This window comes from Marinomonas sp. (assembly GCF_965225885.1).
Classification (GTDB): Bacteria; Pseudomonadota; Gammaproteobacteria; order Pseudomonadales; family Marinomonadaceae; genus Marinomonas.
The window spans coordinates 3,199,893-3,226,219 of sequence record NZ_OZ245329.1; the positions used below are offsets into that span (position 1 = coordinate 3,199,893).

Annotated in this window: 23 protein-coding genes; 18 read left to right on the top strand and 5 right to left on the bottom strand. The window is 41.6% G+C overall.

The window, feature by feature from the left end; all coding sequences use genetic code 11:
• The first annotated feature begins 119 nt into the window (after positions 1-119).
• From ACO05V_RS15230 to ACO05V_RS15245, 4 genes are all read left to right on the top strand, one after another.
• The gene (locus ACO05V_RS15230; RefSeq protein WP_421853241.1) at positions 120-1,562 is read left to right on the top strand and encodes a lysine N(6)-hydroxylase/L-ornithine N(5)-oxygenase family protein; all 1,443 of its coding nucleotides are present in this window, start codon (positions 120-122) and stop codon (positions 1,560-1,562) included.
• Positions 1,563-1,585: 23 nt separating this feature from the next.
• Entirely contained in the window at positions 1,586-2,824 is a 1,239-nt protein-coding gene (locus ACO05V_RS15235) for an MFS transporter (protein WP_421853244.1), read from the top strand.
• Positions 2,814-5,330 (top strand): GNAT family N-acetyltransferase, encoded by a 2,517-nt coding sequence (locus tag ACO05V_RS15240; RefSeq protein ID WP_421853247.1) that lies wholly within the window; start codon positions 2,814-2,816, stop codon positions 5,328-5,330. Before ACO05V_RS15235 ends, ACO05V_RS15240 begins: the two co-directional genes overlap by 11 nt.
• A gap of 85 nt (positions 5,331-5,415) precedes the next feature.
• Positions 5,416-7,665 (top strand): Orn/Lys/Arg decarboxylase N-terminal domain-containing protein, encoded by a 2,250-nt coding sequence (locus ACO05V_RS15245; protein ID WP_421853250.1) that lies wholly within the window; start codon positions 5,416-5,418, stop codon positions 7,663-7,665.
• Positions 7,666-7,773: 108 nt separating this feature from the next.
• On the opposite strand, the gene ACO05V_RS15250 is transcribed toward ACO05V_RS15245, so the two are convergent.
• Positions 7,774-7,971, bottom strand: coding sequence for a helix-turn-helix domain-containing protein (locus tag ACO05V_RS15250; RefSeq protein ID WP_421853253.1), 198 nt, complete (start codon positions 7,969-7,971; stop codon positions 7,774-7,776).
• A gap of 83 nt (positions 7,972-8,054) precedes the next feature.
• Here ACO05V_RS15250 and ACO05V_RS15255 point away from each other — a divergent pair, with 83 nt between their 5' ends.
• On the top strand, positions 8,055-8,705 hold the full coding sequence (locus tag ACO05V_RS15255; RefSeq protein ID WP_421853256.1) for a LexA family protein: 651 nt from the start codon (positions 8,055-8,057) through the stop codon (positions 8,703-8,705).
• 135 nt (positions 8,706-8,840) lie between these two features.
• Complete coding sequence (gene csrA, locus ACO05V_RS15260; protein WP_421853259.1) at positions 8,841-9,053, top strand: carbon storage regulator CsrA; 213 nt, start codon at positions 8,841-8,843, stop codon at positions 9,051-9,053.
• A gap of 325 nt (positions 9,054-9,378) precedes the next feature.
• On the opposite strand, the gene ACO05V_RS15265 is transcribed toward csrA, so the two are convergent.
• A complete protein-coding gene (locus ACO05V_RS15265; protein ID WP_421853262.1) occupies positions 9,379-10,617 on the bottom strand; it encodes a response regulator in 1,239 nt (412 codons plus the stop codon).
• Between the two features lie 186 nt (positions 10,618-10,803).
• Here ACO05V_RS15265 and ACO05V_RS15270 point away from each other — a divergent pair, with 186 nt between their 5' ends.
• Together ACO05V_RS15270 and ACO05V_RS15275 are read left to right on the top strand one after the other, a co-directional pair.
• On the top strand, positions 10,804-11,091 hold the full coding sequence (locus tag ACO05V_RS15270) for a YkgJ family cysteine cluster protein (RefSeq protein ID WP_421853265.1): 288 nt from the start codon (positions 10,804-10,806) through the stop codon (positions 11,089-11,091).
• On the top strand, positions 11,088-12,758 hold the full coding sequence (locus tag ACO05V_RS15275) for a L,D-transpeptidase family protein (RefSeq protein ID WP_421853268.1): 1,671 nt from the start codon (positions 11,088-11,090) through the stop codon (positions 12,756-12,758). The genes ACO05V_RS15270 and ACO05V_RS15275 overlap by 4 nt, the downstream gene beginning before the upstream one ends.
• Before the next feature lie 108 nt (positions 12,759-12,866).
• On the opposite strand, the gene rlmM is transcribed toward ACO05V_RS15275, so the two are convergent.
• The 3 genes from rlmM to ACO05V_RS15290 all read right to left on the bottom strand — a co-directional run bounded on the left by rlmM (position 12,867) and on the right by ACO05V_RS15290 (position 15,837).
• Positions 12,867-13,919: a 23S rRNA (cytidine(2498)-2'-O)-methyltransferase RlmM gene (gene rlmM, locus ACO05V_RS15280; RefSeq protein ID WP_421853271.1), complete on the bottom strand. Its 1,053-nt coding sequence runs from the start codon at positions 13,917-13,919 to the stop codon at positions 12,867-12,869.
• Between the two features lie 46 nt (positions 13,920-13,965).
• Positions 13,966-14,637 (bottom strand): TIGR01621 family pseudouridine synthase, encoded by a 672-nt coding sequence (locus tag ACO05V_RS15285; protein WP_421853274.1) that lies wholly within the window; start codon positions 14,635-14,637, stop codon positions 13,966-13,968.
• A gap of 102 nt (positions 14,638-14,739) precedes the next feature.
• A complete protein-coding gene (locus ACO05V_RS15290) occupies positions 14,740-15,837 on the bottom strand; it encodes a GGDEF domain-containing protein (RefSeq protein WP_421853277.1) in 1,098 nt (365 codons plus the stop codon).
• 498 nt (positions 15,838-16,335) lie between these two features.
• Here ACO05V_RS15290 and ACO05V_RS15295 point away from each other — a divergent pair, with 498 nt between their 5' ends.
• The 10 genes from ACO05V_RS15295 (at position 16,336) to ACO05V_RS15340 (ending at position 26,068) form a co-directional block, all read left to right on the top strand.
• Positions 16,336-17,895, top strand: a complete 1,560-nt coding sequence (locus ACO05V_RS15295; protein ID WP_421853280.1) for an ABC transporter ATP-binding protein — start codon at positions 16,336-16,338, stop codon at positions 17,893-17,895.
• Positions 17,892-18,959, top strand: coding sequence for an ABC transporter permease (locus ACO05V_RS15300; RefSeq protein ID WP_421853283.1), 1,068 nt, complete (start codon positions 17,892-17,894; stop codon positions 18,957-18,959). Before ACO05V_RS15295 ends, ACO05V_RS15300 begins: the two co-directional genes overlap by 4 nt.
• A 9-nt stretch (positions 18,960-18,968) precedes the next feature.
• A complete protein-coding gene (locus tag ACO05V_RS15305) occupies positions 18,969-19,901 on the top strand; it encodes an ABC transporter permease (protein WP_421853286.1) in 933 nt (310 codons plus the stop codon).
• A gap of 62 nt (positions 19,902-19,963) precedes the next feature.
• A complete protein-coding gene (locus tag ACO05V_RS15310; protein WP_421853289.1) occupies positions 19,964-21,031 on the top strand; it encodes a BMP family ABC transporter substrate-binding protein in 1,068 nt (355 codons plus the stop codon).
• A 168-nt stretch (positions 21,032-21,199) separates the two neighbouring features.
• A complete protein-coding gene (locus ACO05V_RS15315; RefSeq protein ID WP_421853292.1) occupies positions 21,200-22,207 on the top strand; it encodes an adenosine deaminase in 1,008 nt (335 codons plus the stop codon).
• Between the two features lie 109 nt (positions 22,208-22,316).
• Entirely contained in the window at positions 22,317-22,685 is a 369-nt protein-coding gene (locus tag ACO05V_RS15320) for a DUF2750 domain-containing protein (RefSeq protein ID WP_421853296.1), read from the top strand.
• A 34-nt stretch (positions 22,686-22,719) separates the two neighbouring features.
• Entirely contained in the window at positions 22,720-23,217 is a 498-nt protein-coding gene (locus ACO05V_RS15325) for a DUF2946 domain-containing protein (RefSeq protein ID WP_421853299.1), read from the top strand.
• A gap of 141 nt (positions 23,218-23,358) precedes the next feature.
• Complete coding sequence (locus ACO05V_RS15330) at positions 23,359-24,753, top strand: PepSY-associated TM helix domain-containing protein (RefSeq protein ID WP_421853302.1); 1,395 nt, start codon at positions 23,359-23,361, stop codon at positions 24,751-24,753.
• A 172-nt stretch (positions 24,754-24,925) separates the two neighbouring features.
• Positions 24,926-25,867 (top strand): class I SAM-dependent methyltransferase, encoded by a 942-nt coding sequence (locus tag ACO05V_RS15335; protein WP_421853305.1) that lies wholly within the window; start codon positions 24,926-24,928, stop codon positions 25,865-25,867.
• Positions 25,868-25,897: 30 nt separating this feature from the next.
• Positions 25,898-26,068 (top strand): hypothetical protein, encoded by a 171-nt coding sequence (locus ACO05V_RS15340; RefSeq protein ID WP_421853308.1) that lies wholly within the window; start codon positions 25,898-25,900, stop codon positions 26,066-26,068.
• Positions 26,069-26,327 lie beyond the last annotated feature (259 nt).

The window sequence follows — 26,327 nt, forward strand, 5'->3', positions numbered from 1 at the left end:
TTGTAAATTAACCTTTTCCCTCTAGACATTCGCTGAAAGACTGTTTTAGCATAATAAAAATTGATAATGATTATCATTTATATTATGGTTAAAAGCTTACATTAGGGAGATTCAGCACTATGAAAATGCATCTAGAAAACTCACGTAAAAGCGACATTTATGACTACATTGCAATTGGGCTGGGGCCGTTTAATTTAGGTTTTGCCTGCATGGCAGCACCTCTAGAAAATTTGAAAGGACGTATATTTGAGCAATCGTCTGGGTTCAATTGGCACCCAGGAATGCTAATTGAAGGTGCGACTCTGCAGAACCCATTCCTTGGTGACTTGGTCTCCATGGCTGATCCAACAAACCCTTTAAGCTATTTAAACTACTGTAAGCAACAGGGCAGACTCTACCAACTTTATATTAGAGAAAACTTCTACTTAGGACGTGCAGAGTTCAATCAATACTGCCGTTGGGCCATTCAACAACTAGATAATATCGATTTTAAACACAAGGTAATGGATATTAGCTATGATAAAAACCAAAGCTGCTACCTAGTTTCAGGCATTAAAACACTACCGGATGGAAGCACTCACCTATTTAGCGCTCGAGCTAAAAAAATCATTATCGGTGTAGGCAGCCGTCCACAATTCCCTAAGACGATCGCAGATAAAGCCCAAACCCTAGCTCATCAGCCAAACTCAACACTAATACATTCTGGGCAGTACTTACAAAATAAATCTCGGCTACAAAGCTGCAAAGAAATAACCGTTATTGGTAGTGGGCAAAGCGGGGCTGAAATTTTCTACGACTTGCTAACCTCTAGTGAAGAGCACAACTACAAATTAAACTGGGTCACAAGACCTGCACGTTACTTCCAAATGGAAACCGCAAAACTCACTTTAGAAATTCTGACACCTGATTACGCTGAATACTTCTTTGGTTTAGATAATGAGATTAAAGAACAAATTCTCGAAGACCATAAAAGTCTATACAAAGGCATTAACCAAAAATTAATCAATGAAATTTACGATGCTCTAGATGAAAACCATCGCTACCAGCATTGCCAAGCTCAACTACTGCCCTGCCTTGAGATACTAAATATCCATTTTGATCAGGACACAAAAAAGTACCACTTACACTTCAAACACACTCAAACGCATGTCGAATATCTTCATAAAACAGATGCCGTCATCTTCGCCACAGGCTATCAACCAGTTTTACCTCAATTTATTGAAAGTATTCGAAATCGTTTGCAGTGGCATGAAGACGGCAGCTATCTACCAAACAATAACTGGTCTGTTGATAAGAATGGTAATGAGGTATTCATACAAAATGCTGGTTTAAAAGGACACGGCATTACCAACCCTGATTTAGGCATGGCTTGTTATAGAAATAGCCGTATCATTCACGCGATGACAGGGATAGATCACTACCCAACCGAACCAACCACCAGCTTCCAACAATATAAGCCAAATGATGACAGTGGTTTCGAAAAAATTGAGATATCAAAAGCAGAGCAGTTCACAACGAGCCCGCAACAAAACAGTACCGCAAAGCACGAAGAGCTGGTATGAGCTTACGAACCTCAATACTGATCATGACGGCTTTCGGTGTGATAAGTGACGCTATTCTAATCGCTTTCTATCCTCAGTTTTTTCAACTCAGATACAACATAGAAAGCCCCATTCATGCAGGCAACTACATCGCAGCTATTTCTATTGCTGTGATGTGTGCCCTGCCTGTTTGGGCAAAAGTAGCAACGATAATTGAAACAATGCCGATGCTACTTTTCACTCAACTCACAGCGGGGGTACTGGGAATAGCCAGTGCCTTTGCACCGTCACTGTTAAGTTTTTGGATCATAAGCTTGCTGATGTACATGACAAAAGCCAGTTACTTGCTCATGTTTCCCTATTTAATGCGGTTAGAAAAACAGGAGTATCATGCGCATCTTGTAGGGCTACTTTCATTCATTGTGCACATCACTGCAATTTTTGCAGCCACCATTGGTGGCTTCAGCCTGCAGCGCTTTGGTCCTCAATTTTGCGTGATATTGATGGCCATCGGTGATTTTATACAAATGGCCATTTGCTTCTATTTAATAAAAGCAAACAAGATTGCTCAGACCATTCATGCCTCGACAGAACATGATTCAAATGAGCCAACCAACAAGGAGATTCATAACAAGGATCAAAAAATCATAGCGTCAAATACCTCACAACTACCGAGCAAAAAGCGCCCACGATCCTTATGGATCTCACTACTAAAACTCAGCCTTGTCATGCTGACATTTGATTTTAGCGCCTATTTAATCAGACCTTTTTTCTCAACCTATTGGGAAGAGACAACAGGCATTTTAAATCGTGGGTTAACAGGGGCTATCTTTGCGATTCCAGCTCTCGCCGCTCTCGTAGGTGTGTTTGTAAATCGACTAGCCAGTCAAGGAAAGTTACCAGCATTAGATAACACTCTACTTAATATCGCATTGGGTGCAGTAGGTCTTGGTTTGCAATCTTTACCCAGCATTGAAGCCATTATCTTTGGACGTTTTCTCTTTGGCTGGGGAATGTTTCAAATGATCGTCAAACTGGAAGTCAAACTATTCAAAATCAGTTCGCCGGAATATTACGCCCGAGACTTTAGTGTGGCCAATTTCTTCCAGAATTTAGGGGTTTTATTATCTTCATTTAGTGCGGGTTATATCGTCAATTTTATTGGCATCCAGCAGACCTTCGTCATTGCCGCTCTCGGTTTTTTATTAACTGCCATCATCGACAGAATATTCTTTAGCACCGTCCAAGCCCAAGAAAAAGGAGATTCAACAAATGCCGTATGAAGAAAAGAAAAAAACAATACATTCAAACGATCTCTATTTTGTTCCCTTAGACCTAGATAAACATATAGCGCTTATTCAACCTTGGTTCCAGATGGATTACGCCAAGTTTTGGGGTATGCAAAATATGACCATCGCCCAAACGAGACAGTACTATCTCGATCATATTGAAAATAAAGGCCTACAAGTTTTCATTGGTTTTTATGGCAATCAAGCAAGTATCGTCTTAGAAGTCTATGACCCAAATCTTGACGAAATTAAAGACCTCTACCCAGTTCAAGCTGGCGATATTGGTATGCATTTCTTTGCGGCACCATGCCGCACCCAAATTAGTGGTTTTACACTGACATGGATGCAAAAAGTGATGAACTTCTTATTCGAGGAGCTTAAAGCCACACGAATAGTCGTAGAGCCAGATATACACAACGATAAGATTCATACACTAAACCTAGAAGTTGGCTTCACATATTCAAATGCCATAAATATGACAACCAAAACGGCCATGTTAGCATTTTGCTACCCTGAAAACTTTTATGCCAGCTTAGCCAATACCCAGTCCAACCGCATAGGCCTCACCCTCCATTTTAAACAAGCAAAATCACTCATCAATCACTGCAAGGAGCAGATAAGTATGACAAATCAACCTCAGATAAAAGCACAGGAAAACACCAAAGAAGCCGTCATCAATGTGGCTGAGCACCTCAAGCCTCATGTTTGGCAGAAAGTAAATCGACACCTTGTTTGCAAGGCGATAGCAGAATTCAGCCATGAACAACTTTTTTCCCCCATTGCCGAGACAGAGGAGGACACTCTGGGTTGGGCGAATTATCGATTAACAACAGACAATGCCAACAAATATTATACTTTTAGAGCAAAGCGCATGGCACTGCGCCACTGGAGAATAGACAAAGCGAGCCTGAACTGCGTTGAAAACCAGCAAAACACACCATTAGATGCACTAGAATGTATTATTGATTTCAAACAAACACTGGCCATACCAGAAGACAAACTGCCGATTTACCTAGATGAAATAAGCAGCACACTTTACGGTGCCGCGTATAAAGAAACCAATGCCATTTTTGATAGTTCTGCACTGGCTGATGCGGACTACCAACAAATTGAAGCAGCCATGACGGAAGGTCATCCAGGCTTTGTTGCAAACAATGGACGCCTAGGGTTTAACGCCTTTGATTATCAGAAATACGCCCCAGAAACGGGACAAGCATTCAAAATTGTCTGGATTGCCGTCAGAAAAGAAAAAGCCGTCTATGGCTGCATTCCTGATCTGGAATATAACGAGCTTGTTGAAAAGGACCTAGGTGACAGCAAAGTTGATGAATTCAAAAAGCGCCTTGCCGAATTAAACCTAGCGCATTCAGATTATATTTTCATGCCAGTCCACCCTTGGCAGTGGTACAACAAAATCAATATCGTGTTTGCGTCAGACATTGCCAATCAGAATATCGTAGTACTTGGAGAAAGCGACGACCTTTATAAACCTCAACAATCCATTAGAACCTACTTCAATGTCACTGATACCAATAAACATTATGTCAAAACTTCCCTATCCATTTTAAACATGGGATTCATGCGTGGGCTTTCCCCTTATTACATGGAAGGCACACCAAAAATAAATGCTTACCTCAATGACATCATCAGCAATGACCCTGTATTAAAAAGCTATGGCTTTAGCATACTCCAAGAAATAGCCGCGGTTGGTTATCGCAATAGTTATTTTGAAACCGCTTGTTCAAAAGACAGTCCCTCTAAAAAGATGCTGTCTGCTTTATGGCGAGAAAGTCCAATGCAGCGACTACAAGCAGACGAGCGACTTATGAGCATGACGGCACTGTTACATGTCGACACAAACAACCAATCGCTGCTGGTTGAGCTAATTAAAAAATCTAATATGAGTGCATCCGATTGGATCGATCAATACTTAACTGCATTTTTACAGCCCTTATTACATTGTTTTTATGCCTACGACCTTGTGTTCATGCCTCATGGCGAAAATCTAATATTGATACTAGAAAACTATGTGCCTACCAAAGTCATCATGAAAGACATCGCTGAAGAAAGTGCCATCCTAAACAAAGACGCAAAGGTACCAGAGAACATTGCTCGACTGGCAGTAGAAATGCCCGAAGAGTACAAAATCTTGGGTATTTTTATTGACGTATTTGATGGTTACTTCCGTCATATGAGCCACATCCTCGAAGAAAGCAACGCCATGATAGAAGATGAGTTCTGGCGATTAGTTGCTAACGCCGCGATTCAATATCAAAAAAATCACCCTCAATTTAAGGCTAAATTTGAATCACGCGACATATTCGCGAAAGACTTTTTACACTCATGTCTAAACAGATTACAGCTAAAAAACAATCTGCAAATGGTCAATATGGCAGATCCTGCCTCTAGCCTAATTATGGTTGAGCCATTGCCTAACCCGATTGCCCCTTTCGCACCACACAAAACAGTGCAGTCTGTAGCGATGGAAACAATCGACTAAACAATCACCAAACAAACCTTAGCCATACTCCCTATTAGGTGTATGGCTAATTTTTTCAGAATACTAACAGCTCGGATGTACTAGTATGCGCATGCCATTTCCTATCATTATTTTTGATTTTCAATCAGTATCACAACCCTCTTACACGACAAGCATTGAGCCATTAATTGAATCCTTAAAAAATGCAGGAGCGGAAGTTCAAATAATAAGCAGCGACACAAATTTACCTTTCTTTTTCAAACAATGTACCCGAGCTGCCGCGATTCTTTTGCTGTTAGGGGATAAAGAAATAAAGTCAACTGAGAGCGAGCAAACATCAAACGCTTTAAAACAACTCATACAAGGCATAAGAAATAACCACTGCTTAGCACCCATCTTTTTAAAGAGTGACAATCAAACCAGTCGACATGTCCCAAAAGAAATACTGAATGACGTACATGGCTTTATCCATCATTTAGAAGACACCTTAAACTTTGCCACTCGTAACATTATTCGAGAAGCTCAAGCGTATCTAGATCAACTGTCACCGCCATTCTTTAGAGTACTCACAAAATACACAAAAGCGAGCTCAGCCTCTTGGCACTGCCCTGGACATTCAGGTGGTGCGGCGTTCTTGAAAAGCCCATCAGGACAGGTTTTCCATGATTTCTTTGGCGAGAACATGCTACGAGCCGATGTCTGCAATGCTGTTGATGAGCTTGGACAGTTACTCGAACACACAGGCCCCATCGCTGAAAGCGAACGCCTTGCTGCCAAAACCTATCAATCCGATCATCTATACTTCGTAACAAATGGCACATCTTCCTCGAACAAAATAGTCTGGCATTCTCTTATCGCACCTAATGATATTGTTGTCGTAGATCGCAACAGCCATAAGTCCATCATTCATGCCATCATAATGACAGGCGCCATCCCCATATTCCTAACCCCTACTCGCAATCATTTAGGCATCATAGGCCCGATTCCTAAAAAAGAGTTTTCATGGAAAAGTATTCAAAGCAAAATCCGTCACCATCCTTTGATAAACAACCCAGATAAAGTACCGCGTTTATTTAGCTTAACCCAATCTACATACGATGGAGTTCTATACAATACCAACGAAATCAAAGCCAACTTAGATGGCTATTTCGATGCAATGCATTTTGACGAAGCATGGGCTGCTCATACCAGCTTCCACGAATTTTATGAAGGGTTCGTCGCTATTTCAGATAGAACCCGATGTGAGAAATCACTGCTTTTTTCAACCCAATCTACCCATAAAATGTTGACAGGACTTTCTCAGGCGTCTCAGATTTTGGTACAAGATTCAGAACAATACACTCTTGATAACCACCGCTTTAATGAGGCTTATTTGATGCACACATCAACAAGCCCTAACTACCCTATTATTGCCTCATGCGATGTCACCGCTGCAATGATGGCACAACCTAATGGCAAATTATTAATTGAAGAAGCCATAGCAGAAGCAATAGATTTTCGCAGTACTATGCGTCACATTGGGGAAAAGCATCATGACAATTGGTGGTTTAAAGTATGGGAGCCAAACAATAGCGACGACTTAGAGATTCCCTGTGCCAACACATGGAAATTGCATCCAACCGATGATTGGCACGGTTTTGAGGGGATACAGCCAGATTTCAACCTACTCGACCCACTAAAAATCACCATCATTACGCCGGGGTTAAATTTAAATGGCGAATTTTCTGAGCAAGGTATGCCTGCCAGTATTGCTGCAAAATACCTAGCTGAACACGGCGTGATTGTCGAGAAAGTCAGCTTATATTCATTCTTACTTCTATTCACGATCGGCGTTACAAAGGGCAGATGGAATACGCTCATCACAGTACTTCAACGCTTAAAACAATCCTTTGATGGCAACATAGCATTAACGAAAGTTATGCCTCAATTTGTTGAACAATACCCACAATACAAATCCTTGGGACTAAAAGATCTAAGTCAAAAAATACATAGCGAATACAAAGAACATGATTACGCACGCATGACGACTGAAATCTACAACACCCCCGTCGTCACAGCGATAAAACCAACCGATGCTTATAATCAACTCATAAGTAAAAATGTTGAACGCATAACGGTAGATCAACTAGAAGACAAAATAACTACTATGCTCATTACTCCGTATCCACCAGGTATTCCGGTACTGATACCTGGTGAGCGCTTCAACAAAACGATGGTCGATTACCTGAAATTTGTTCGGCATTTTAATAAGCACCTGCCTGGTTTCGAAACACATATTCATGGATTGGTCGAACAAAAGACAGACGGAAAATATGAGTGTTATGTAGACTGCAGCGTAGAACAAGATAATGTGTAGCAATGAATCAACATCGCTTTAAAAAAGATAGAGCCATCCATCCCTGGGCGGCTCTATCCAATTCAAAGTGAACCACCTTCAATGTGCATCTATCCTAAATAATTTTTCTCATTCCTCATGATCTTTAAGTAAATCACTTTCGCTGACCTGCCCTTCCGTCGCCAACGAGATACGCCGTATGTATTTTGCAGGTGAGCGCTTATGGATGTGCAACCAATTCCAGACATGAGCCTGTTTAACGCCTAAAATTTGCGCGAGTGCAGTTTGACTCCCTACAATTTCGACTGCTTTTGCAATGGCTGACATATAACCTCCTTAACAACCTTTACTGTATTTGTTGACAGTTTTTATTGTTTGTCAAATACAGATAAAGTTGTAATTATTCGCTTATGACTATTGCAGAACGCGTTAAACAAAAAAGAACCGACCTAAAACTGACTCAAGCGGAGTTAGCGAAACGTGTTGGCATTTCACAACAGTCGCTGCAAAAAATCGAAGATGGCAGAACACAGAATCCACGCAAACTACTCAATTTAGCCAAAGCATTACATTGCGATGCGGAATGGCTACTACTGGGAACAGCGAGTGAAGTAAGAGAAAATATTTCTAACTACAGCAATGACAACAGCCCTTCACAATCCTTAGAAACAAATCTAAGGCCTATAATTACAATACCGCAAGCTGCTCAATGGCCGAATATTACTGAATTAGATAAAGGCAAATTTGACTGGCTAGAAACACCAAATTCTACTTCGAAATCAGCATTTTGGCTCAATGTTGTGGGAGACTGCATGATGTCGCCTTCTGGTATAAGCGTTCCTGAAGGTTATCTCATTCTTGTGGAGCCAAGCTTGACAGCAAAAAGCGGCGATTTGATTATTGCTAAAATTACAGACAGCAAAGAAGTGACATTTAAAAAATTGGTCATAGACACAGGGAGAACTTATCTAACACCACTTAATCCGAACTATAGGCCGATTGAAGTTCCAAATGATCTAACCATCATAGGCATTGTCACCCAAGCCCGGATATTATTTTAGGCTATTAACAACGTTCCTTCTTCATACTAACGTAACACTTGGCTTATTAAATAATAAAAAAACCTTAAGCTGTTGACATTTTAACAATATAAACTGTATTTTAAGACTGTCGAAAACAACCAAAGGATAGGAATCATGCTAGTCATTACTCGACGCTCAGGCGAAACCATTAATATCGGCGACGATACGGAAGTCACGGTATTAGGAATACAAGGTACTCAAGTTCGCATCGGCATTACAGCCCCGAAAAAAATAAGCGTTCATCGAGAAGAGATCTATAAGCGTATCCAAGCTGAAAAATTGCAGGAAGCCAATGACAAGCAAATCCAAAAAGTCCAACCCGCTTAATCATTTTTGATATGTGTTTTGAGCACTAAAACCTACATTCTAAATGTGGAATTAAAGCGCCTTACAAGAATACTCTTAAAAGAGCCCCAATTACTGAAAATCATTATTGGGGCTTTCGGCTCTACTAATTACACCAGCAAAGTTTTTATGTGTTCTATTATCTTTTCAAGTTAGCCAATTCGATTAGATACAAGGGAAGGTGCGACTTTCAGAGCTTACTATTAAAACAAGATTCTTTGAAAAGTACCTACATTCCTTCTGAGTCGCGCCTTATTTGGCGTTTCCCCTTAAAGACTGAGGCTTAGTAGACTTATTCGCACCTTCCCTAGCTATCCGACAGCACTCTGTTCTTACCACTACGCTTTGCTTGTTGAACCAGCTGATCCGCCCTTCGAATTAACATTTCAAATTGATCCGTCAGTTGAGACGTTACTCCTACACTGCATGTGATAGAAATCTTTGCTTCCGTGAATTCCTTCGACTTTAAATCTGCTAGAAAGTGATGCAATTTAACAAGCAAATCTTGACCATTTGTTTCCGACAGGATACAGAACTGCTTCCCACTGAAACGGCAAACCAATTCATAAGGAAACGCCATTTGAAGTTCGTGACCAATCAACTCTAATAAATGATCGCCAATAATATGGCCGTAGATGTCATTAATGTATTTAAAACCATCTAAATCCAACATCACCAAACTCATAGTATTCGAATGGCGAATAAAGGTCTTTTCACCTTCTTCGAATAAATAACGTCTATTTTTAAGTTTGGTAAGAGGATCAACACACGACAATTCTCGAATGGCTTCCAACATTTCTTGGGCTTCTAAACTATGAATGACTCGGCAATGGAATTCTTCATGATAAAAAGGTTTCTTAAGAAAGTCGTTCGCTCCCGCCTTGATGAATTTGGCAGAAAGTGCATTATCACCTTCCGCAGATAAGCCAATGATAACTAAGTTTTGGAATCGCGAATTATGCCTTAGCATGCGAACCAAATCATAACCATTTACTAAAGGCATATTATGATCGGTAATCAACATCCTAATGCTGGCATCTTCTTCCAACTTAGCAAGTGCAGCTTGTCCGTTTTCTGCTTCAATAACATTAAAGCAGTATTGCTCAAGCAAAATACGGATGAATAGTCGGCTGGTTGAAGAATCTTCTGCTACTAAGACTTTCACTCCCTGATTTTTACTTAACCGTTCAATCACTTTAATCACGTGATTAAAAGAATATCGGCTGTCTTTAGTGATGTAATCTAATACACCTTTATTCAACAGCTTCAACCGTAAATTATCATCAAAGTTAGCAGTCAAAACCACGCAAGGAATTTTATGGGACAATATCAGATCAACAATTTCACCATTTTCTGCATCTGGTAAATTAAGGTCAACAATGGCAGCAAAGAAGGTTTCCTTACCTCCTTTCAACCGATCTTCAGCTTCTCTATAACAAGCACATAAAACCGGTGTGAAAGTTGAATTTTGAGAGATTAAATGGTCAAGCACCTTAAGTACAACAGGGCTATCTTCAACCACTAAAATTTTTCTCACTACATTCATTAACAAAATCCTATCTTTAAAAGTAGTTCATTACTTTTTCGAACATATTTTTTTGATTATCCCCTATGACCCACGATTACGATACTCTAAAATAGCGGCTCAAAGTGTTGTTTTGTAAATTTAAGAGCAAGGCTAGCAGCACTTAAGGCAGGCTCTCTTCTCTCATTCCATGCAAGGTTATTTATTATGCAATGTCGGTCAGGTTGTGGCGCATGCTGCACATCGCCTTCCATAACGTCTCCAATCCCAGGAATGCCGAACGGAAAAGCGGCTGGTGAGCCTTGCATTCAGCTTTTGGATGACTATAGATGCGCCATATTTAATGACCCATCACGACCAAAAGTATGTGCTGATTTTAAAGCCGCAGAATATGCTTGTGGCAGCAACAGAGCAGAAGCCATTAGCATTTTGTCACTATTAGAAAACAACACTAGCCCCACGCACACCGATTCATTAAAAAGGAAATACCAATGACATCAGCGAAACAACTCCTTCCACTGATTTGTATCAGCTTGTTATTAGGCGCCTGTGCAACATCTAGCTCAAATAAGCAATTTGTTGTCGTGCCACCAAGCGAATCACAAATGGAAGGCAGTGTAAAAGACCAGGTGTCGTTAACATTAAACGCCTTTACCCCAGTCGCAGGTCAGGCGCTACCTAACAATAGCGTGTTAGAAGCCTATAAAGCCCGCGGCTACGACCCTATGTGGATAAAAGGCAAAAAAATAAATCTGTCTATCTACAAACTCGTCGATATTCTTGAGCAATCTTATACTCATGGCCTCAATCCTATCCATTATCACACTAATATCATAAAAGAGTACTTGGCGCTAAAAAGCCCAACGCCCCAACAATTAGCAGAAATGGATGTAATCACCACCATCGCTTTGACCAGTTATGCTCATGATTTAAGTAATGGTCGCTATGAACCCTTATTAATTGATCCCAATTGGCAACTAGACGCTCCCAATAACAACTGGAAAGACTTGCTGTATCTAGACTCAGCAACTGACATGGTAAACTCTTTACCTTTACTTGCTCCTCGCAGCCCACAATACCAAGTATTACAAAAATGGTTGGTGTACTACCAAGATCTAGCGGCGAAAGAAAAAGATATTTTTGTTAACGCTGGCGTTCCTTTATCTGCAGGCGATGAAGGCCCACGAGTCGCTCAGTTAAGAGCAAGACTAGTTCAACTTGGCGACATTCGCTTTTCAACTCGCAAAGTAAACGAAGAACAGTTTGACCTGCCATTAAAAGAAGCCCTTATTCGCTTCCAACAACGCCACCACATCACCGCTGATGGCGCTGCAGGCTCTAAAACCATTGAAATGCTCAATGTGCCACTAAAGACACGCGCAAAACAAATTGCCTATAATCTAGAAAGATGGCGCTGGCTACCAAGTGAATTAGAAGCCAATCGTATTTGGGTTGATCTAACAAATTACACGGTAGACATGTATCTAAACGGCGAGCACACCTCAATGAAAGCCGTCATTGGCAAACCAGACAGAAAAACGCCTGTATTCAAAGGCTTGATGACGTATATGGTAACAAATCCGACATGGCGCGTTCCACACCGCATTTCTAGAGAAAACCTACTACCGAAACTGCAAGCTGACCCCAACTATCTGGTTAAACATGGCTACAAAGTGTATTCGAGCTGGAGCATTGGCGCGAAAGAGCTGGATTCCACTAAAATTAATTGGAAAGCCATTAGCGAAGACAAGCTAGCTTTTCGTTTCGAGCAAGAACCAGATGAAGGCAACGCACTTGGCCAATACAAGTTCATGTTCCCAAATAAAAACGAAATCTATTTGCACGACACTCCGGCAAAACATCTATTTCGCGAAGAAGACAGAGCATTTAGTTCCGGCTGCGTTCGCCTAGAAAACCCTGTTGAATTTGCAAGAGAGATCACTAAAGGCAGCAAACAATTTATTGAGATGAGCGATTCTCTCAAGAAAGGCAGTAATACCGTTATCACTCTACCAACATACATTCCAGTTTACTTGGTCTATTTCACAGTAGTACCGAATGCTAATGGTATGCTGGAATTCCGCAACGACATTTATGAACGAGATGCTCTTATGGAAGAAGCGATGGGATACTCCCCCATCAGAGCTAGAGACTCTATCTAATTATTTTAGGCTCTTATATTGAAAGCCTAAAATAATTCAAAAACAAAAAGCCCGATAATCGATGTTTATCGGGCTTTTTAGTAAATCAAGAATTGGCAAGTCTAAAAATTATTTAACCATGACACAAACTGTCACTTCTTCTCGATCATGATAAAGATGCTTTACTTGATACTGATAACTTACGCCCGCTTTTCTCAGCAAGTCTTCTATGGTTTGCAGACATAAAGTCACTTCTTGATAACGTTTTTTCATGGGTAATTTAAGGTTGAAAATAGCCCTTCTTGTCCAACCACTCGCCAGCCATTTAGCCATCAATTCTGCGACCTTGATTGGACGCTCAACCATATCGCAAACCAACCAATCTACCGTGTAAGGCGGCTCATACTTGAAGCCATCCGCCTTCTCATGCTCGACCAAGCCTGTAGACATCAATTCTTTTTGCATTGGACCATTATCAATAGCAATAACATGGATGCCTTTTTTAACAAATTGATACGTCCAACCACCTGGTGCGGCACCAAGATCAACAGCCGTCATACCTTCGGTTAAATCTTCTTCACGCCTACGCTCTGGAACAAATTGCAGAAAAGCCTCTTCCAATTTAAGCGTTGAACGACTTGGACCTGCGGCTGGAAAACGCAAACGACGAATTCCCATAGGAAATTCACTACGACAGGCCGCATAAGACACGCCCAAATACGCTGCTTCACCATCCAACATAAAAACATGATGTCGAACACCTACTGCCTTATTACGCAATACGCCGGATTTTTTCCAACCTTCTCGCAAAGGTTTTTCCAGTTTTTTTATTAAACCAGATAACGCTTTGGCGTCATTAGTGTCAGCCGTTTCAATCCAAATTTCTTCTGCTAATGGCAACTCACGAGCCGCCTCAAGTAAGGATTCAACCCGGCCACCTTGCTCTAATTCAATCACGTCATTCACCGCGATAATCTGGCGAGCAAAAATCAAACGATTAAAATTCAACTGCTGGATCAATGCTTCACCAGCATCGGCCTGATCAAAGTTATACACAATGTAACCCGCATCAGGAACGACCTTGGCGTAGCCATAAAAACCTTTGCTACTAGCCACTTCTGACAGTTCCGCCGCACAATCTTTTTCAAAGCCTTGACGACAGTAAACCAAAACATTTTTCATTCAAATTCCTTCTCAGTCAGATATAGCAACTGCTGAGTCATATTAATTACTTTTTAGAGGGCCATTTTAATACAGATTCATCAAATTGAGTCGCCACAAAATCAGACAACTCGGACGAAAAATGTTCCCCATATGCAGGAAAGCTGAGATAACTCTTCACCTCACCTTGCCAATTAAACCGCAAAGAGTAAGCATGCAAATACCCTCTATCAGCTTCTTCTCCACTGTACCTAATGTCTCCTAAAATAGGCGACCCTAAACTCTTTAATGTAACTCGAATTTGGTGAGTTTTACCGGTTAAAGGCCTCACAATAAACACTCTAAACCTTTGAAAAGAAATAGAAAAAAACTGCGTAATGGCTAAATTTTCTTTATCTTGGGTAAGTTTCCACTGACCTCTTCGACTTGGCACCATCCCGCCAACAATGGTTCCTTGCTTCTTTTTAGGCTTTTTAGCCGACAAAGCCAAATAGCGCTTTTCCATCTCATGGTTTTCAAACATTTTTCCAAATTCTGCAGCGGCTGATGCATGACAAGCCACTATCAGCAAACCCGATGTCATTTTATCCAAACGATGAACAGGATAAAAAGTTTGCTCTGGATAAGAAGCAGTTAAGGATTGCATTACCCCTAATTCTTCAGACTCAGCATGAAAGCTCATACCAGCAGGCTTTTCAACAATCCAATAGTCAACTGAACGAAATAGTATCTGGAGCAAATGAGCCTCACCACGAAAAATAAAGGAAAATTGGATTAGCCAACAAGTTTATCCACAGAGAAAGTGGACAACTCATATGTCAATACGGAGAAGTAAATATATTTAATTTTGATAGTCAGATTGCACAGAAACGCGGTTTCGGCCATTTCGTTTAGCGACATACAAACCTTTGTCTGCTTGAGCTAAAATTTCCTCATAACGCGTAACACTTGAAGCAATACAGGCAACACCAATACTAACGGTAACTGGAATAACAATACCATGCTCCGTCTCTATCAGCATATTTTCTACTGCCTGCCTCATACTTTCCATTATCATTTCTGCTTGCTTTAATGAAGTACTAGGCATAATGACAATAAATTCCTCACCACCATAACGACCTATTTCATCTTGGGGGCGTATTACAGATGCCATCATGGCGGACACCTTAGCCAAAACCAAATCTCCAGCCTCGTGTCCAAATGTATCGTTAATTTTTTTAAAGTGATCTAAATCGACAATCGCAAACACACAAGAGTCGCGATTAATGACGGAATCAGCAAAAATATTCACGGCATCTGCCAGTACTTTTCTCCGGTTTGAAAGCCCCGTTAATTCATCCATTTCAGCCAAAGTTCTCAAATGACGGTTCACCGATTTTAATCGATTCATCACAAGATTAATGACCATGGCAAAATTAAACGAAAGCGCGAGGAATACAAAAATAACGACCACACCTTGATCAAACGAAGTTAAATAAAGTCCTCTCGTGTCTAAAAGTTCACATAGCAGAAATAATGCAATAGAAGCGCACACCATCCAAAATTTAACAAAACGCTGATCCGCCCGAAACACTACAAATGAGTAAGCGATGACATTAACAAAAAGCCAATGAAAACCACTGTTAGTGCCAAAGTAAAACAAACTAAGAATGGAAACCTGTGAAATTTTTAGAACAGGCATTAGAAGTTGAGCACGAGAGAAATGGCCAATAAAGTTGCAACGCAAACCAACTAAACCTATTAGCAAGCCAATCAAGGAAAAAATAGCGACCGAGGATATCTCACGTAAAGAAAACACTACAACCATGAGTAAAGAACTCAAACAGAACATCATGTAAGAAAAATTCACTACATGTTTCTGATTTAAGTCATTTTCAAACTCTTCCTCAAAACCAATATTCAACCACTTATCAATGATTCTTTTTATCGATGAAAACACAATATCCCGCACTTATTTGTCTGCATTAAAAATAATCAAGCTTGAATCGCTACATCTTCCATAAAACATGGCTTCTAAAATGCTGAGGCTAAACGAAATATTCTACAGAATATCAACTTCATTTCCTAGAAATTCGAGCATCGAACACAAAGTTCATACTATGAATGTCCGATGAATGTCCGATGGAAAGATTATCCTTAGAAAACAATCATCGATTAAAGACAAAAAGCTTAAATTTTCGTATTCTACGCTCCGTCTTCGAGGTACTCCTTTGGCACGAATATTGATAAGTATAATGTAATAATTTAGCAGTTAACTAAAAAAATTAACTAATCGGTCAGATAAATCCAAGATGGATTGATTTTTGCACCAAAAAAGAACACAACAAGGTCGATATTAGTGCACGAATGCCTTGTGATAAAAACAGTAAGCATGAACACGTAATTGATAAATAACGTGCGTTCTTTCGTCCATTTTTATAAATAAGGTGCCGGAACATTGAAAAAACACAATTTGGTATCACGCCTTGAGCTTGCCAACATTACCAAACAATACCCAGGCTGCCTTGCCAACGACAACATAAGCATTACTTTGATGCCAGGTGAAATTCACGCTTTGTTAGGAGAAAACGGCGCTGGAAAAAGCACCTTGGTAAAAACCATTTATGGTGTCGTAGCTCCTGATAAAGGCGATATCATCTGGGACGGCAAAGAAGTCAGTATCAAATCCCCATCGATTGCTCGTGATTTAGGCATTGGCATGGTCTTTCAGCACTTCTCTCTATTTGAAACGCTGACCGTTAGCCAGAATATTGAACTGTGTTTAAGTAAAATCCAATTACATAAAATTGGGGATTTAGCCGCAAGAATTACTCAGCTTTCCGAAGAATATGGTTTAAACGTTAACCCAAGCCGATATGTCCACTCACTTTCCATTGGTGAAAGACAGCGCGTTGAAATTATGCGCTGTCTTGTTCAGTCGGTGAAACTACTTATATTGGACGAACCCACTTCGGTACTCACCCCGCAAGAAGTTTCTGGATTATTTGGCGTCTTGCGTACACTCTCCGAAGAAGGCTGCAGCATTTTATTTATCAGTCATAAACTCCATGAAGTGACGGAGATCTGCCACAAAGCAACCATTTTGCGCGGCGGGAAAGTGGTCGACACTTGTGTTCCAAACGAGGAAACGCCAGCTTCTATAGCCAAAATGATGGTTGGAGATCTTGCTGAGCAAGATGCAGGCTACGCAAAAAAAGAAGGCACAGAACGCGCGTTTAATATTGCAGATTTATCTCTTCCAGCTAAGCAACCTTTTGGAACATCACTTAAGAACATTAATTTCGAATTAAAGTCTGGTGAAATTCTAGGCATTGCTGGTGTTGCAGGTAATGGTCAAGACGAATTGATGGCGATTATCAGTGGTGAAGATGAGCGTAATGTAAAAAACAGTCTGTCACTCGACAATTTAGACATTGGTCATTTACATGCAGGAGAACGTCGTAAGTTGGGCATGGCCTATGTGCCTGAAGAGCGCCTAGGCCGCGGCGCGGTACCCGACATGAGTTTGACCGAAAATACGCTGCTAACTCACAGCGATGGATTTGTTAAAAATGGCCTTGTCGAATGGCAAAATATCAAAGAATACACCGCTGCCCTCATCGCTAAATATAAAGTCAAATGCCATGGTGAATTTTCAGAAGCCAAAAGCTTAAGTGGTGGCAACTTACAAAAATTTATTATGGGACGAGAGATAGGACAAAATCCCAAAGTGCTTATCTGTGCTCACCCAACCTGGGGCGTAGACGTTGGCGCTGCTCTTGCCATTCATCAGGCACTATTGGAGCTTCGTGATCAAGGTGCCGCTATTCTGCTTGTCTCTGAAGACATAGACGAACTGTTTTTGCTAGCAGACCGCATGGCCGCAGTTTGCAATGGCCACTTATCGCCTGTGGTCAGAACAGAAACGACTAATATAGACCAAATAGGACAATGGATGGCGGGGACTTTCATCAATAACACGTCGGCTCACACTCAAGAACAAGAGGCTAAGGCATGATCCGTATTCAAGCTCGTACCGAGCCAAGTTCATTAATGAAAGTAGCCTCTCCGTTACTTGCTATCACCTTAACGTTAATTTTCGGCTGCATTCTTTTTTCAGCCATAGGGAAGTCACCCTCTCAAGCCTTGCATGTGTTACTGATTGCGCCATTGGCAGACAGTTACAACATTGGTGAAATGTTCGTCAAAATGGGGCCGCTTCTGCTTTGTGCCGTTGGTTTATCTTTATGTTATCGGGCCAACATGTGGAATATCGGTGCAGAAGGACAGCTACTTGCCGGCGCATTAGGCGGTTCTGCGATGGCGCTTTATTTTATCGACTCAGAATCCGCGTTCGCCCTTCCCATCACTTTATTAGCAGGCATAGTTTCTGGCATGATCTGGTCGGCTATTCCGACCTTTTTAAAGTTACGTTTTAACTCGAACTTAATTTTAACCACTATTATGTTTAACTACATCGCGCTGTATCTGCTTATTTGGGCCGTGCACGGACCTTTGCGAGATCCTGAAGGCTTTGGCTTCCCCGAGTCTGCGATGTTTGCAGACTCGACGTTATTACCAACTTTATTTGAGAGCAGCCGAATTCATCTTGGAATTGTTTTCGCAATTATCTCTGCTTTTATTGCTTGGTTTATTTTGAGCAAATCCCATCTCGGCTTTCAAATTCGCGTTTTCGGTGCCGACGAACCAGCAGCAAGATACGCCGGTTTCAGCAGTAAAAAACTCAGCTGGTTTGTCATGCTATTTGCTGGCGCTTTAGCTGGGCTAGCAGGAGTCAGTGAAACCACAGGACCGATAGGACAATTAGTTCCCAATGTGTCACCAGGCTATGGTTACTCGGCCATTATCGTGGCTTATCTGGGCAGATTACACCCTCTTGGCGCTATCCTAGCGGCAGTTTTTATGGCGGTACTTTATATGGGCGGAGACTTAGCTCAAATTGAAATGGGCATTCCTGTTGCTGTGGTCAGTATGTTCCAAGGCGTTCTATTGTTCTTTCTTTTGGCCTGCGATTTTTTCATTAACAACCGTCTCGCCTTTTCTAACCAAGCGACAAACTAGGAGATTATTTTGGACTCAGATCTAATCGTACAAATATTGTTTGCCGCTGTTAAAACCGGCACCCCTCTGCTTTTCATAGCCTTAGGCGAAGTGATTTGCGAAAAATCAGGCGTGTTAAACCTAGGCCAAGAAGGCATGATGCTGATGGGAGCTGTGGTTGGTTTTTTAGCTGCTTACGGCACAGGCAGTGCGGGTTTAGGCGTTCTGGCCGCTATGATAATGGGTGGCTTAATGAGCTTGATTTTCGCGGTTCTCGTCCTTCACCTTGGCGCAAACCAAGTGGCAACGGGGCTTGCCTTAACCATTTTTGGCACTGGTTTGAGCGCCTTTATTGGTTCAGGTGTGGTTGGACAGACAATTCAAGGCTTCCAACCTATCACTCTTCCTTTGTTGTCTGATATTCCTTTTATTGGCAAAATTTTGTTTAGTCATGACATCTTAGTGTATTCGTCTTTTGTAATGACATTTGCACTCATGTTTGTGGTCAATAAAACCCGCATCGGTCTCACCCTTAAAGCCGTTGGAGAAAACCCACATGCCGCCAACGCCATTGGCATAAAAGTACTCAGAGTGCGCTATCTAGCCGTTATGTTTGGTGGTGTAATGGCTGGCATTTCTGGCGCTTACATGTCCTTGGTTTACACGCCAATGTGGGTAGAAAATATGACAGCTGGACGAGGCTGGATCGCCCTTGCCTTGGTTGTTTTTGCTTCATGGCGCGTTGGACGAATCATGCTTGGCGCTTATTTATTCGGATTGGCCAGTATTATGCATTTGGTTCTTCAAGGTTTGGGCTGGTCTATTTCACCAAACTTACTCGCCATGTTGCCTTACGTGGCAACGGTTGTCGTGATGGTGATTATCAGCGCAGACAAGTTTAAAGAGAAATTATTGGCCCCTAGATCATTAGGAAAACCATTCGACCCAAGGCAAATGGCCTGATCTAAAGCATTTTTTATAACATTAAATAAAACGCCCTTTATCGGGCACAAAAGGAGCAAGCAATGAAACTGAAAAGTTTATTAGTAAGTCTAGGGCTTTTAGCCGGAGCAAGTTTTGCTCAAGCAGAAGAACCATTGAAAGTGGGTTTTGTCTATGTTGGACCAGTGGGCGATTTAGGCTGGAGCTACGAGCATGACATGGGCCGTAAAGGTCTAGAAGAGTATTTCGGCGATAAAGTCAAAACAACTTACGTTGAGAACGTACCTGAGGGCGCGGATGCTGAGCGAGTTATTACACAATTGGCAAAAGCAGGAAATGACCTAATATTCACAACGTCTTTTGGCTTTATGAACCCAACAGTGAAAGTGGCGAAGCGTTTCCCTAACGTGACATTTGAACATGCAACAGGCTACAAACTGTCTAAAAACTTAGGCACTTATGTTCTTCGTACTTATGAAGGTCGTTACATTTCTGGCGTTACTGCTGGCATGATGACAAAAACCAACACCATTGGTTACATCGGCTCTTTCCCAATCCCTGAAGTTATCCGTGACATCAACGCCGCTTACATGGGCGCCAAAAGCGTTAACCCTGACGTAAAAATGAAGATTGTTTGGGCCAATACTTGGTACGATCCAGGTAAAGAAACCGATGCTGAAAACGCGCTAATGGACCAAGGCGTAGACGTCATGCTACAGCACACAGACAGCCCTGCTCCACTTATTGCTGCTGAAAAACGTGGCTTGCGCGCAATTGGTCAAGCGTCCGACCAAAGCAAGTTTGCTCCTAACGCACACATCTTTTCTGTTCGTGATAATTGGACACCTTACTACATCAAAGAAGTACAGGCGGTTATGGATGGCACTTGGAAATCTCAAGATTTCTGGGGTGGATTTCACGATGACATGCTAACGCTAGCTTCAATTAACCCAAACCTTCCTAAAGATGTTCGCTCTAAAATTGATGCCACCTTAGCATCAATCAAGTCCGGCGAATTCAAACCCTTCACCGGCCCGATCAAAGATAACAAAGGCAATATCGCGGTTCCTGCTAACCATTCGTTAACAGACCAAGAGCTTGCTCAAGTTAATTGGTATGTTGAAGGTATTACTGACGAAATTCCTCGCTAAATCAGCGTTTACTATAGTTTGAACTTTTTATATACGGCCAGCCCTGCTGGCTGTATATTCTCCTGTTTTTTTAGCAACCATCCTAAAACACTGCCAGCCATTCTTTTTCATCTTCGCTATTATCGCTATATTTAAGAATCCAAGGCATAGCAACAAAAAGGTAAATCTATGGAAACATTAATCGAACTATCAAAGAAAATGCCCAAGACGGAACTTCACTTACATATTGAAGGCACCTTTGAGCCAGAGCAGATGTTTGCCATAGCGCAACGTAATCAGGTTGAGTTGAAATACAGTACGGTAGACGCTTTGAAAGCGGCCTATCAATTCACCAATCTACAAGATTTTCTAGACCTTTATTATCAAGGCATGTCAGTACTTCTTCATGAAGCCGATTTTTATGACCTCACCATGGCGTATTTAGAAAAAGTTCACAGTGAAAACGTCGTTCATGTAGAGATTTTCTTTGATCCTCAAGGTCACTTATCGCGCGGCGTTAGCTTCGACGTTCAAATCAAAGGTATCTATGACGCCCTTCAAGACGCAGAGAAAAAATGGGGCATGACCTCCAAACTCATTATGTCTTTCCTAAGGCACCTAAGCGAAGAAAGCGCGTTTGAAACTCTTGAATTGGCCAAGCCTCATCTAAAATGGATTGACGGTATTGGACTAGACAGCTCAGAAGTGGGACATCCACCAGAAAAATTCTTACGTGTCTTTGAAGAATGCAAAAATCTAGGGCTAAAAATAACCGCTCACGCAGGCGAAGAAGGACCACCAGATTACGTTTGGCAAGCCATAGACCAAATCGGTGTCGACAGAATTGATCACGGCAATAGAGCGCTTGAAGACGACAAGCTTATTGAAGCAATCAAGCAACGCGGTCTGACACTAACGGTTTGCCCGCTTTCTAATTTAAAACTTTGTGTCGTTAATGACATGAAAGATCATCCAATAAAAAACATGTTGGCGCTCGGCCTAAATGCGACGGTTAATTCTGATGACCCTGCCTATTTTGGTGGTTACATGAATGACAACTACCTATCGTTAATAGCGAATACTGGCATCAGCAAAGAAGAGCTATTTCAACTCGCTAAAAACGGCATCATCGGTAGTTGGATGGAAGATCATCACAAAGAACAGCATTTAAAAGAGCTTAATGCTCTTTTCGCATAAGGCTTTTTATTAGACTTCTATAACACATGGATAAATTGAGTGATTGAGTTGATCACTCTTTTTAGTCAATGTGTTAAGATGCGCTTTTTTACCAACCCGAGTCAAATTCATGTCAAATACAATCCTTCTTGATGATACTTTCTACCGCTTACCTAGCAGCGAGCGTTATGACCATGTCTTGAACCTTGTAAAAAAAGGCGCCTCTATTTGGACACTTGCTGACGCTGAAGGCTGTTTGATCATAGATCTTGGTAGCGACAAAGTATTACCCATTTGGCCAGCTGAAACCTTAGCAGCAGCTTGGGGCGAAAAAGATTATCAAGGATTCAATAGCCTAGAAATTAACGCAGCAGATTGGGCCGAAAAGTGGCTACCAGGCATGCAAGGCGATGGTTTCTCTGTTGGTGTTGCACCTAATCTTGCTGGTGAATGCATTGTTTCTTCAGCAGAAGAACATGCTGCAGATCTTAAAAGCTAATCGTCATTGCTGATCGCAAAATAAGACAAACGCAGTGCACTTTCAATTAAAAAGCCCTCAATTAAAAAGTCATCAAAATAAACGCACACTGTTCGCCGTGTGCGTTTGTCTTTTTGCCGTTTTTCTTATTTATTTTGGCCCACTGTTCTCTCAAGTAAGCAATGCGCTTTCAGCCCAGCCGACCACGATGCAAATGTCGATGGGAAGCATGGATATGGAAGCTATGGCGATGACAGGGCACGACCATGCAAAAATGCTTTCCGAGCAAGCGAACCGTAAGCAAAAAAAGGCAAGCTCAGCTCATATTAGCCACCACGGACATCACGCCCACGGCGAAAGCGCCAATCTATTAGAAGCCTGCGGTTATTGCTCCCTGCTCTTCCATTTAAATTGGATTGACACCAAAAGCTTTGAACTTATTCCACTAACACAAAGTCGTTACCCAAACATAGTCACGACAACGATTTCGCACAAATATCTTGTGCTCTTCACCTCCGTTCTGCCCAGAGCGCCACCCGTCATTTTCGTTTAACTTAAACAAATACATACGACACAACCTATTCTGACTCTCCATTGATCAGATATTTTTGTGCGCGTCTTTCATGATGATAGAAAAGTGAGATTGTCACTCAGAGGCGTTGTTTTGCCCTTTTCTATAAGACGAGAAATTACTATGTCGACAAAATCTAATTACAAGGCATCTGAATCTTCTTCAAATGCCTTGCTACTGTTAATAACACGACTGCATTTTTACATTGGTCTTTTCATTGGCCCTTTTATCTTTGTGGCGGCTCTCACAGGAACACTCTATGTGATCACGCCACAAATTGAAAACACCATCTACAAAGATGTTCTAACAACGCAAAGCATGGGCGAGAATCAGCCTCTCTCTCAACAAATTGCAGCAGCAAAATCACAGTTAACAAGTGATTTAACCTTATTCGCTGTTCGCCCAGCGCCAGAGCAAGGCGATACCACACGCGTTATGTTCTTAGATTCAAGCGCAGGACACTCTGGCGCTAGAGCAATATTCGTTGACCCAGTCACACTTGAGGTTAAAGGCAACTTACCTGTTTACGGGACAAGCGGTGTATTGCCACTTAGAACGACAATAGACTTTATGCACCGCCAATTGCTCTTGGGAGAATTCGGACGCTATTACAGTGAGCTTGCAGCTTCATGGCTTTGGATCGCCGCACTGGGTGGGCTTTTCCTCTGGTATAAAGGCGGCAAGAAAAACAAAGCCGAATTTGCCAGCCGAACAGACCATCTTCGAAAGCGCCGCCGCCATTATCAGGTTGGCCTTTGCCTTTTTGTGGGTCTGGTCTTTGTTTCTATTACAGGGTTAACTTGGTCAAAATGGGCTGGCAACAACATCAGCACCGTCCGTAATGGCATTGGCTGGGTAACACCATCGGTAAACCAAGATCTTAATCCCAGCTCCCATGACGCTATGATGTCTGACGAGCATGCAGATCATCTTAATCATTCAAGTCACCATAATATGGCCGCGAAAAAGCCACCTGCAGAAAAATTTGAAAATATCGACCTATTGTTTGATGGTGTCCTTAAAGTGGCAAGGGACGCAGGCATTGATGCAAATAAACTGGAAATTAGACCATCAAGAACCACAAACAAAGCATGGCGAGTGAGTGAAATTGATCGTTCTTGGCCCACTCAGGTAGACAGCGTTGCCGTTGATGCAAGCACCATGACCGTCACTAGCCGTGCAGACTTTGCGACGTTTCCAATTGTAGCTAAGCTAATCCGTTGGGGAATTGATGCACATATGGGGGTTTTGTTCGGTGTTGTAAACCAAATAATACTAACCGCATTTGGCTTATCTCTATGCTTCATGATTATTTGGGGTTACAGAATGTGGTGGATTCGTCGACCACAAGCAGGATCGACGTCCAAGCCTTTACTTCAGGCATGGACTAAACTGTCTACTCTTCAAAAAATTATCACGACACTAATCACCATTGCATTGGCTTTCAGCTTGCCGGTTATGGGTGTTAGCTTATTCGTCTTTTTGTTAATTGATATCTATCGATGGAAGCGTCAATAACGCTATTACTGACAACCCAATATTCATCGAGCCAGCCATAGGTTCGATGAATATTTTCAACCACAGCCTAACCCTTCTTTTCCTAAGTACCTAATTTTGGCTTTTTCTGGCCTCTTGGCTTGTTATCAGTAAAATACATGCTCTATTTCATCACCATCAGAATATGTATTTTATGGACACAAAGTCACTCGCAACACTTACAAAACAGTTTTTACTCAAGCTAGGCCAACTTCCGCAAGGCGCCCAGCGACTTTTTCATGGGCGAGGACGCTGCTTTGAGGGTTTAGAACAAATCACTGTCGACTGGCTAGATGGACAAGTTCTTGTATCACTTTTCAAAGAACCAACATCAGACGAATTAGATAAATTAAATAAAGAAATTATTAATTGGACGAATAAACCTGAATGGAGCGCTAGCAAAGCACAATCTGTATTACTTCAGCATAGAAGCCGAGAGCGCAGCCCAACAGAATGCCTCTGGGGAGATTATCAAGAACAACAAATCGTTAACGAAGAAGGTCTACTTTTTCAACTCGATCTAGGCAAAAATCAAAATTCAGGCCTTTTCCTAGATATGAGATACGGGCGACGCTGGGTGAAAGAAAATAGCCAGAACAAACGAGTGCTCAACCTATTCGCTTATACCTGTGGTTTTTCGGTAGCCGCCATAACGGGCGGTGCAGATTTTGTGGTTAACTTAGACATGGCAAAAGCTGTTCTGAACCGAGGCAGAGAAAATCACCGCCTTAACCAACATGATTTAAACTGTGTTAAATTTTTTGCTCATGATATTTTCAAATCTTGGGGAAAAATCAAAAAGTATGGTGAATATGATCTTATCATCATCGACCCGCCGACATTCCAGCGTGGCAGTTTTGCCTTAACAAAAGACTATCAAAAAATATTACGCCGCTTACCTGAGCTATTAACCGAAAACGGCCAAGTTCTCGCCTGCGTCAATGACCCAAGCATTCCTGCGCAATTTTTAATTGATGGTATGCGTGAAGAAGCACCCAATCTAGAATTTCAATATCGACTTGATAATCCACCAGAATTTTTGGATATCGACATAGAAAGCGGTTTAAAAGCGCTTATTTTTCAAAAAAACACCTGACGAAGACGCTAACTAATTAAGGAAGTCAAAATGTCTAAAACAACCGTTACATTCGAATACGAGAAAGAAACCAAAAACAGCGTACGTTATCAAGAAGTGCCAGAGGAAGGAAAAGCCCCAATTATGGGAACGCTGTATGTGCAGAAATGGTACGCTGGAAGTAGCAAGACTCTTGAAATCACCATAGAGAAAAAAGACTAAAAGTCTCAAAAAGTTTTCCTCATCTAACGTTTCCAGCTTATCACTTCAATAATAAGCTGGAAACGCGCATCTCTTACTGAATTTACGCAACCTAAAACCCTCAATATAAGAACCTCACCGCCCTCAGACCCAGTTTTATTTTGTTTTTCACCACTCATACTATATATTTGCCAACTTAAATTTATCCATGAGATCTAAGATGCCGCAAAACAATAATGTGTGGAGACGTATTCGTTCACCACTCAAACCTTACCTATAT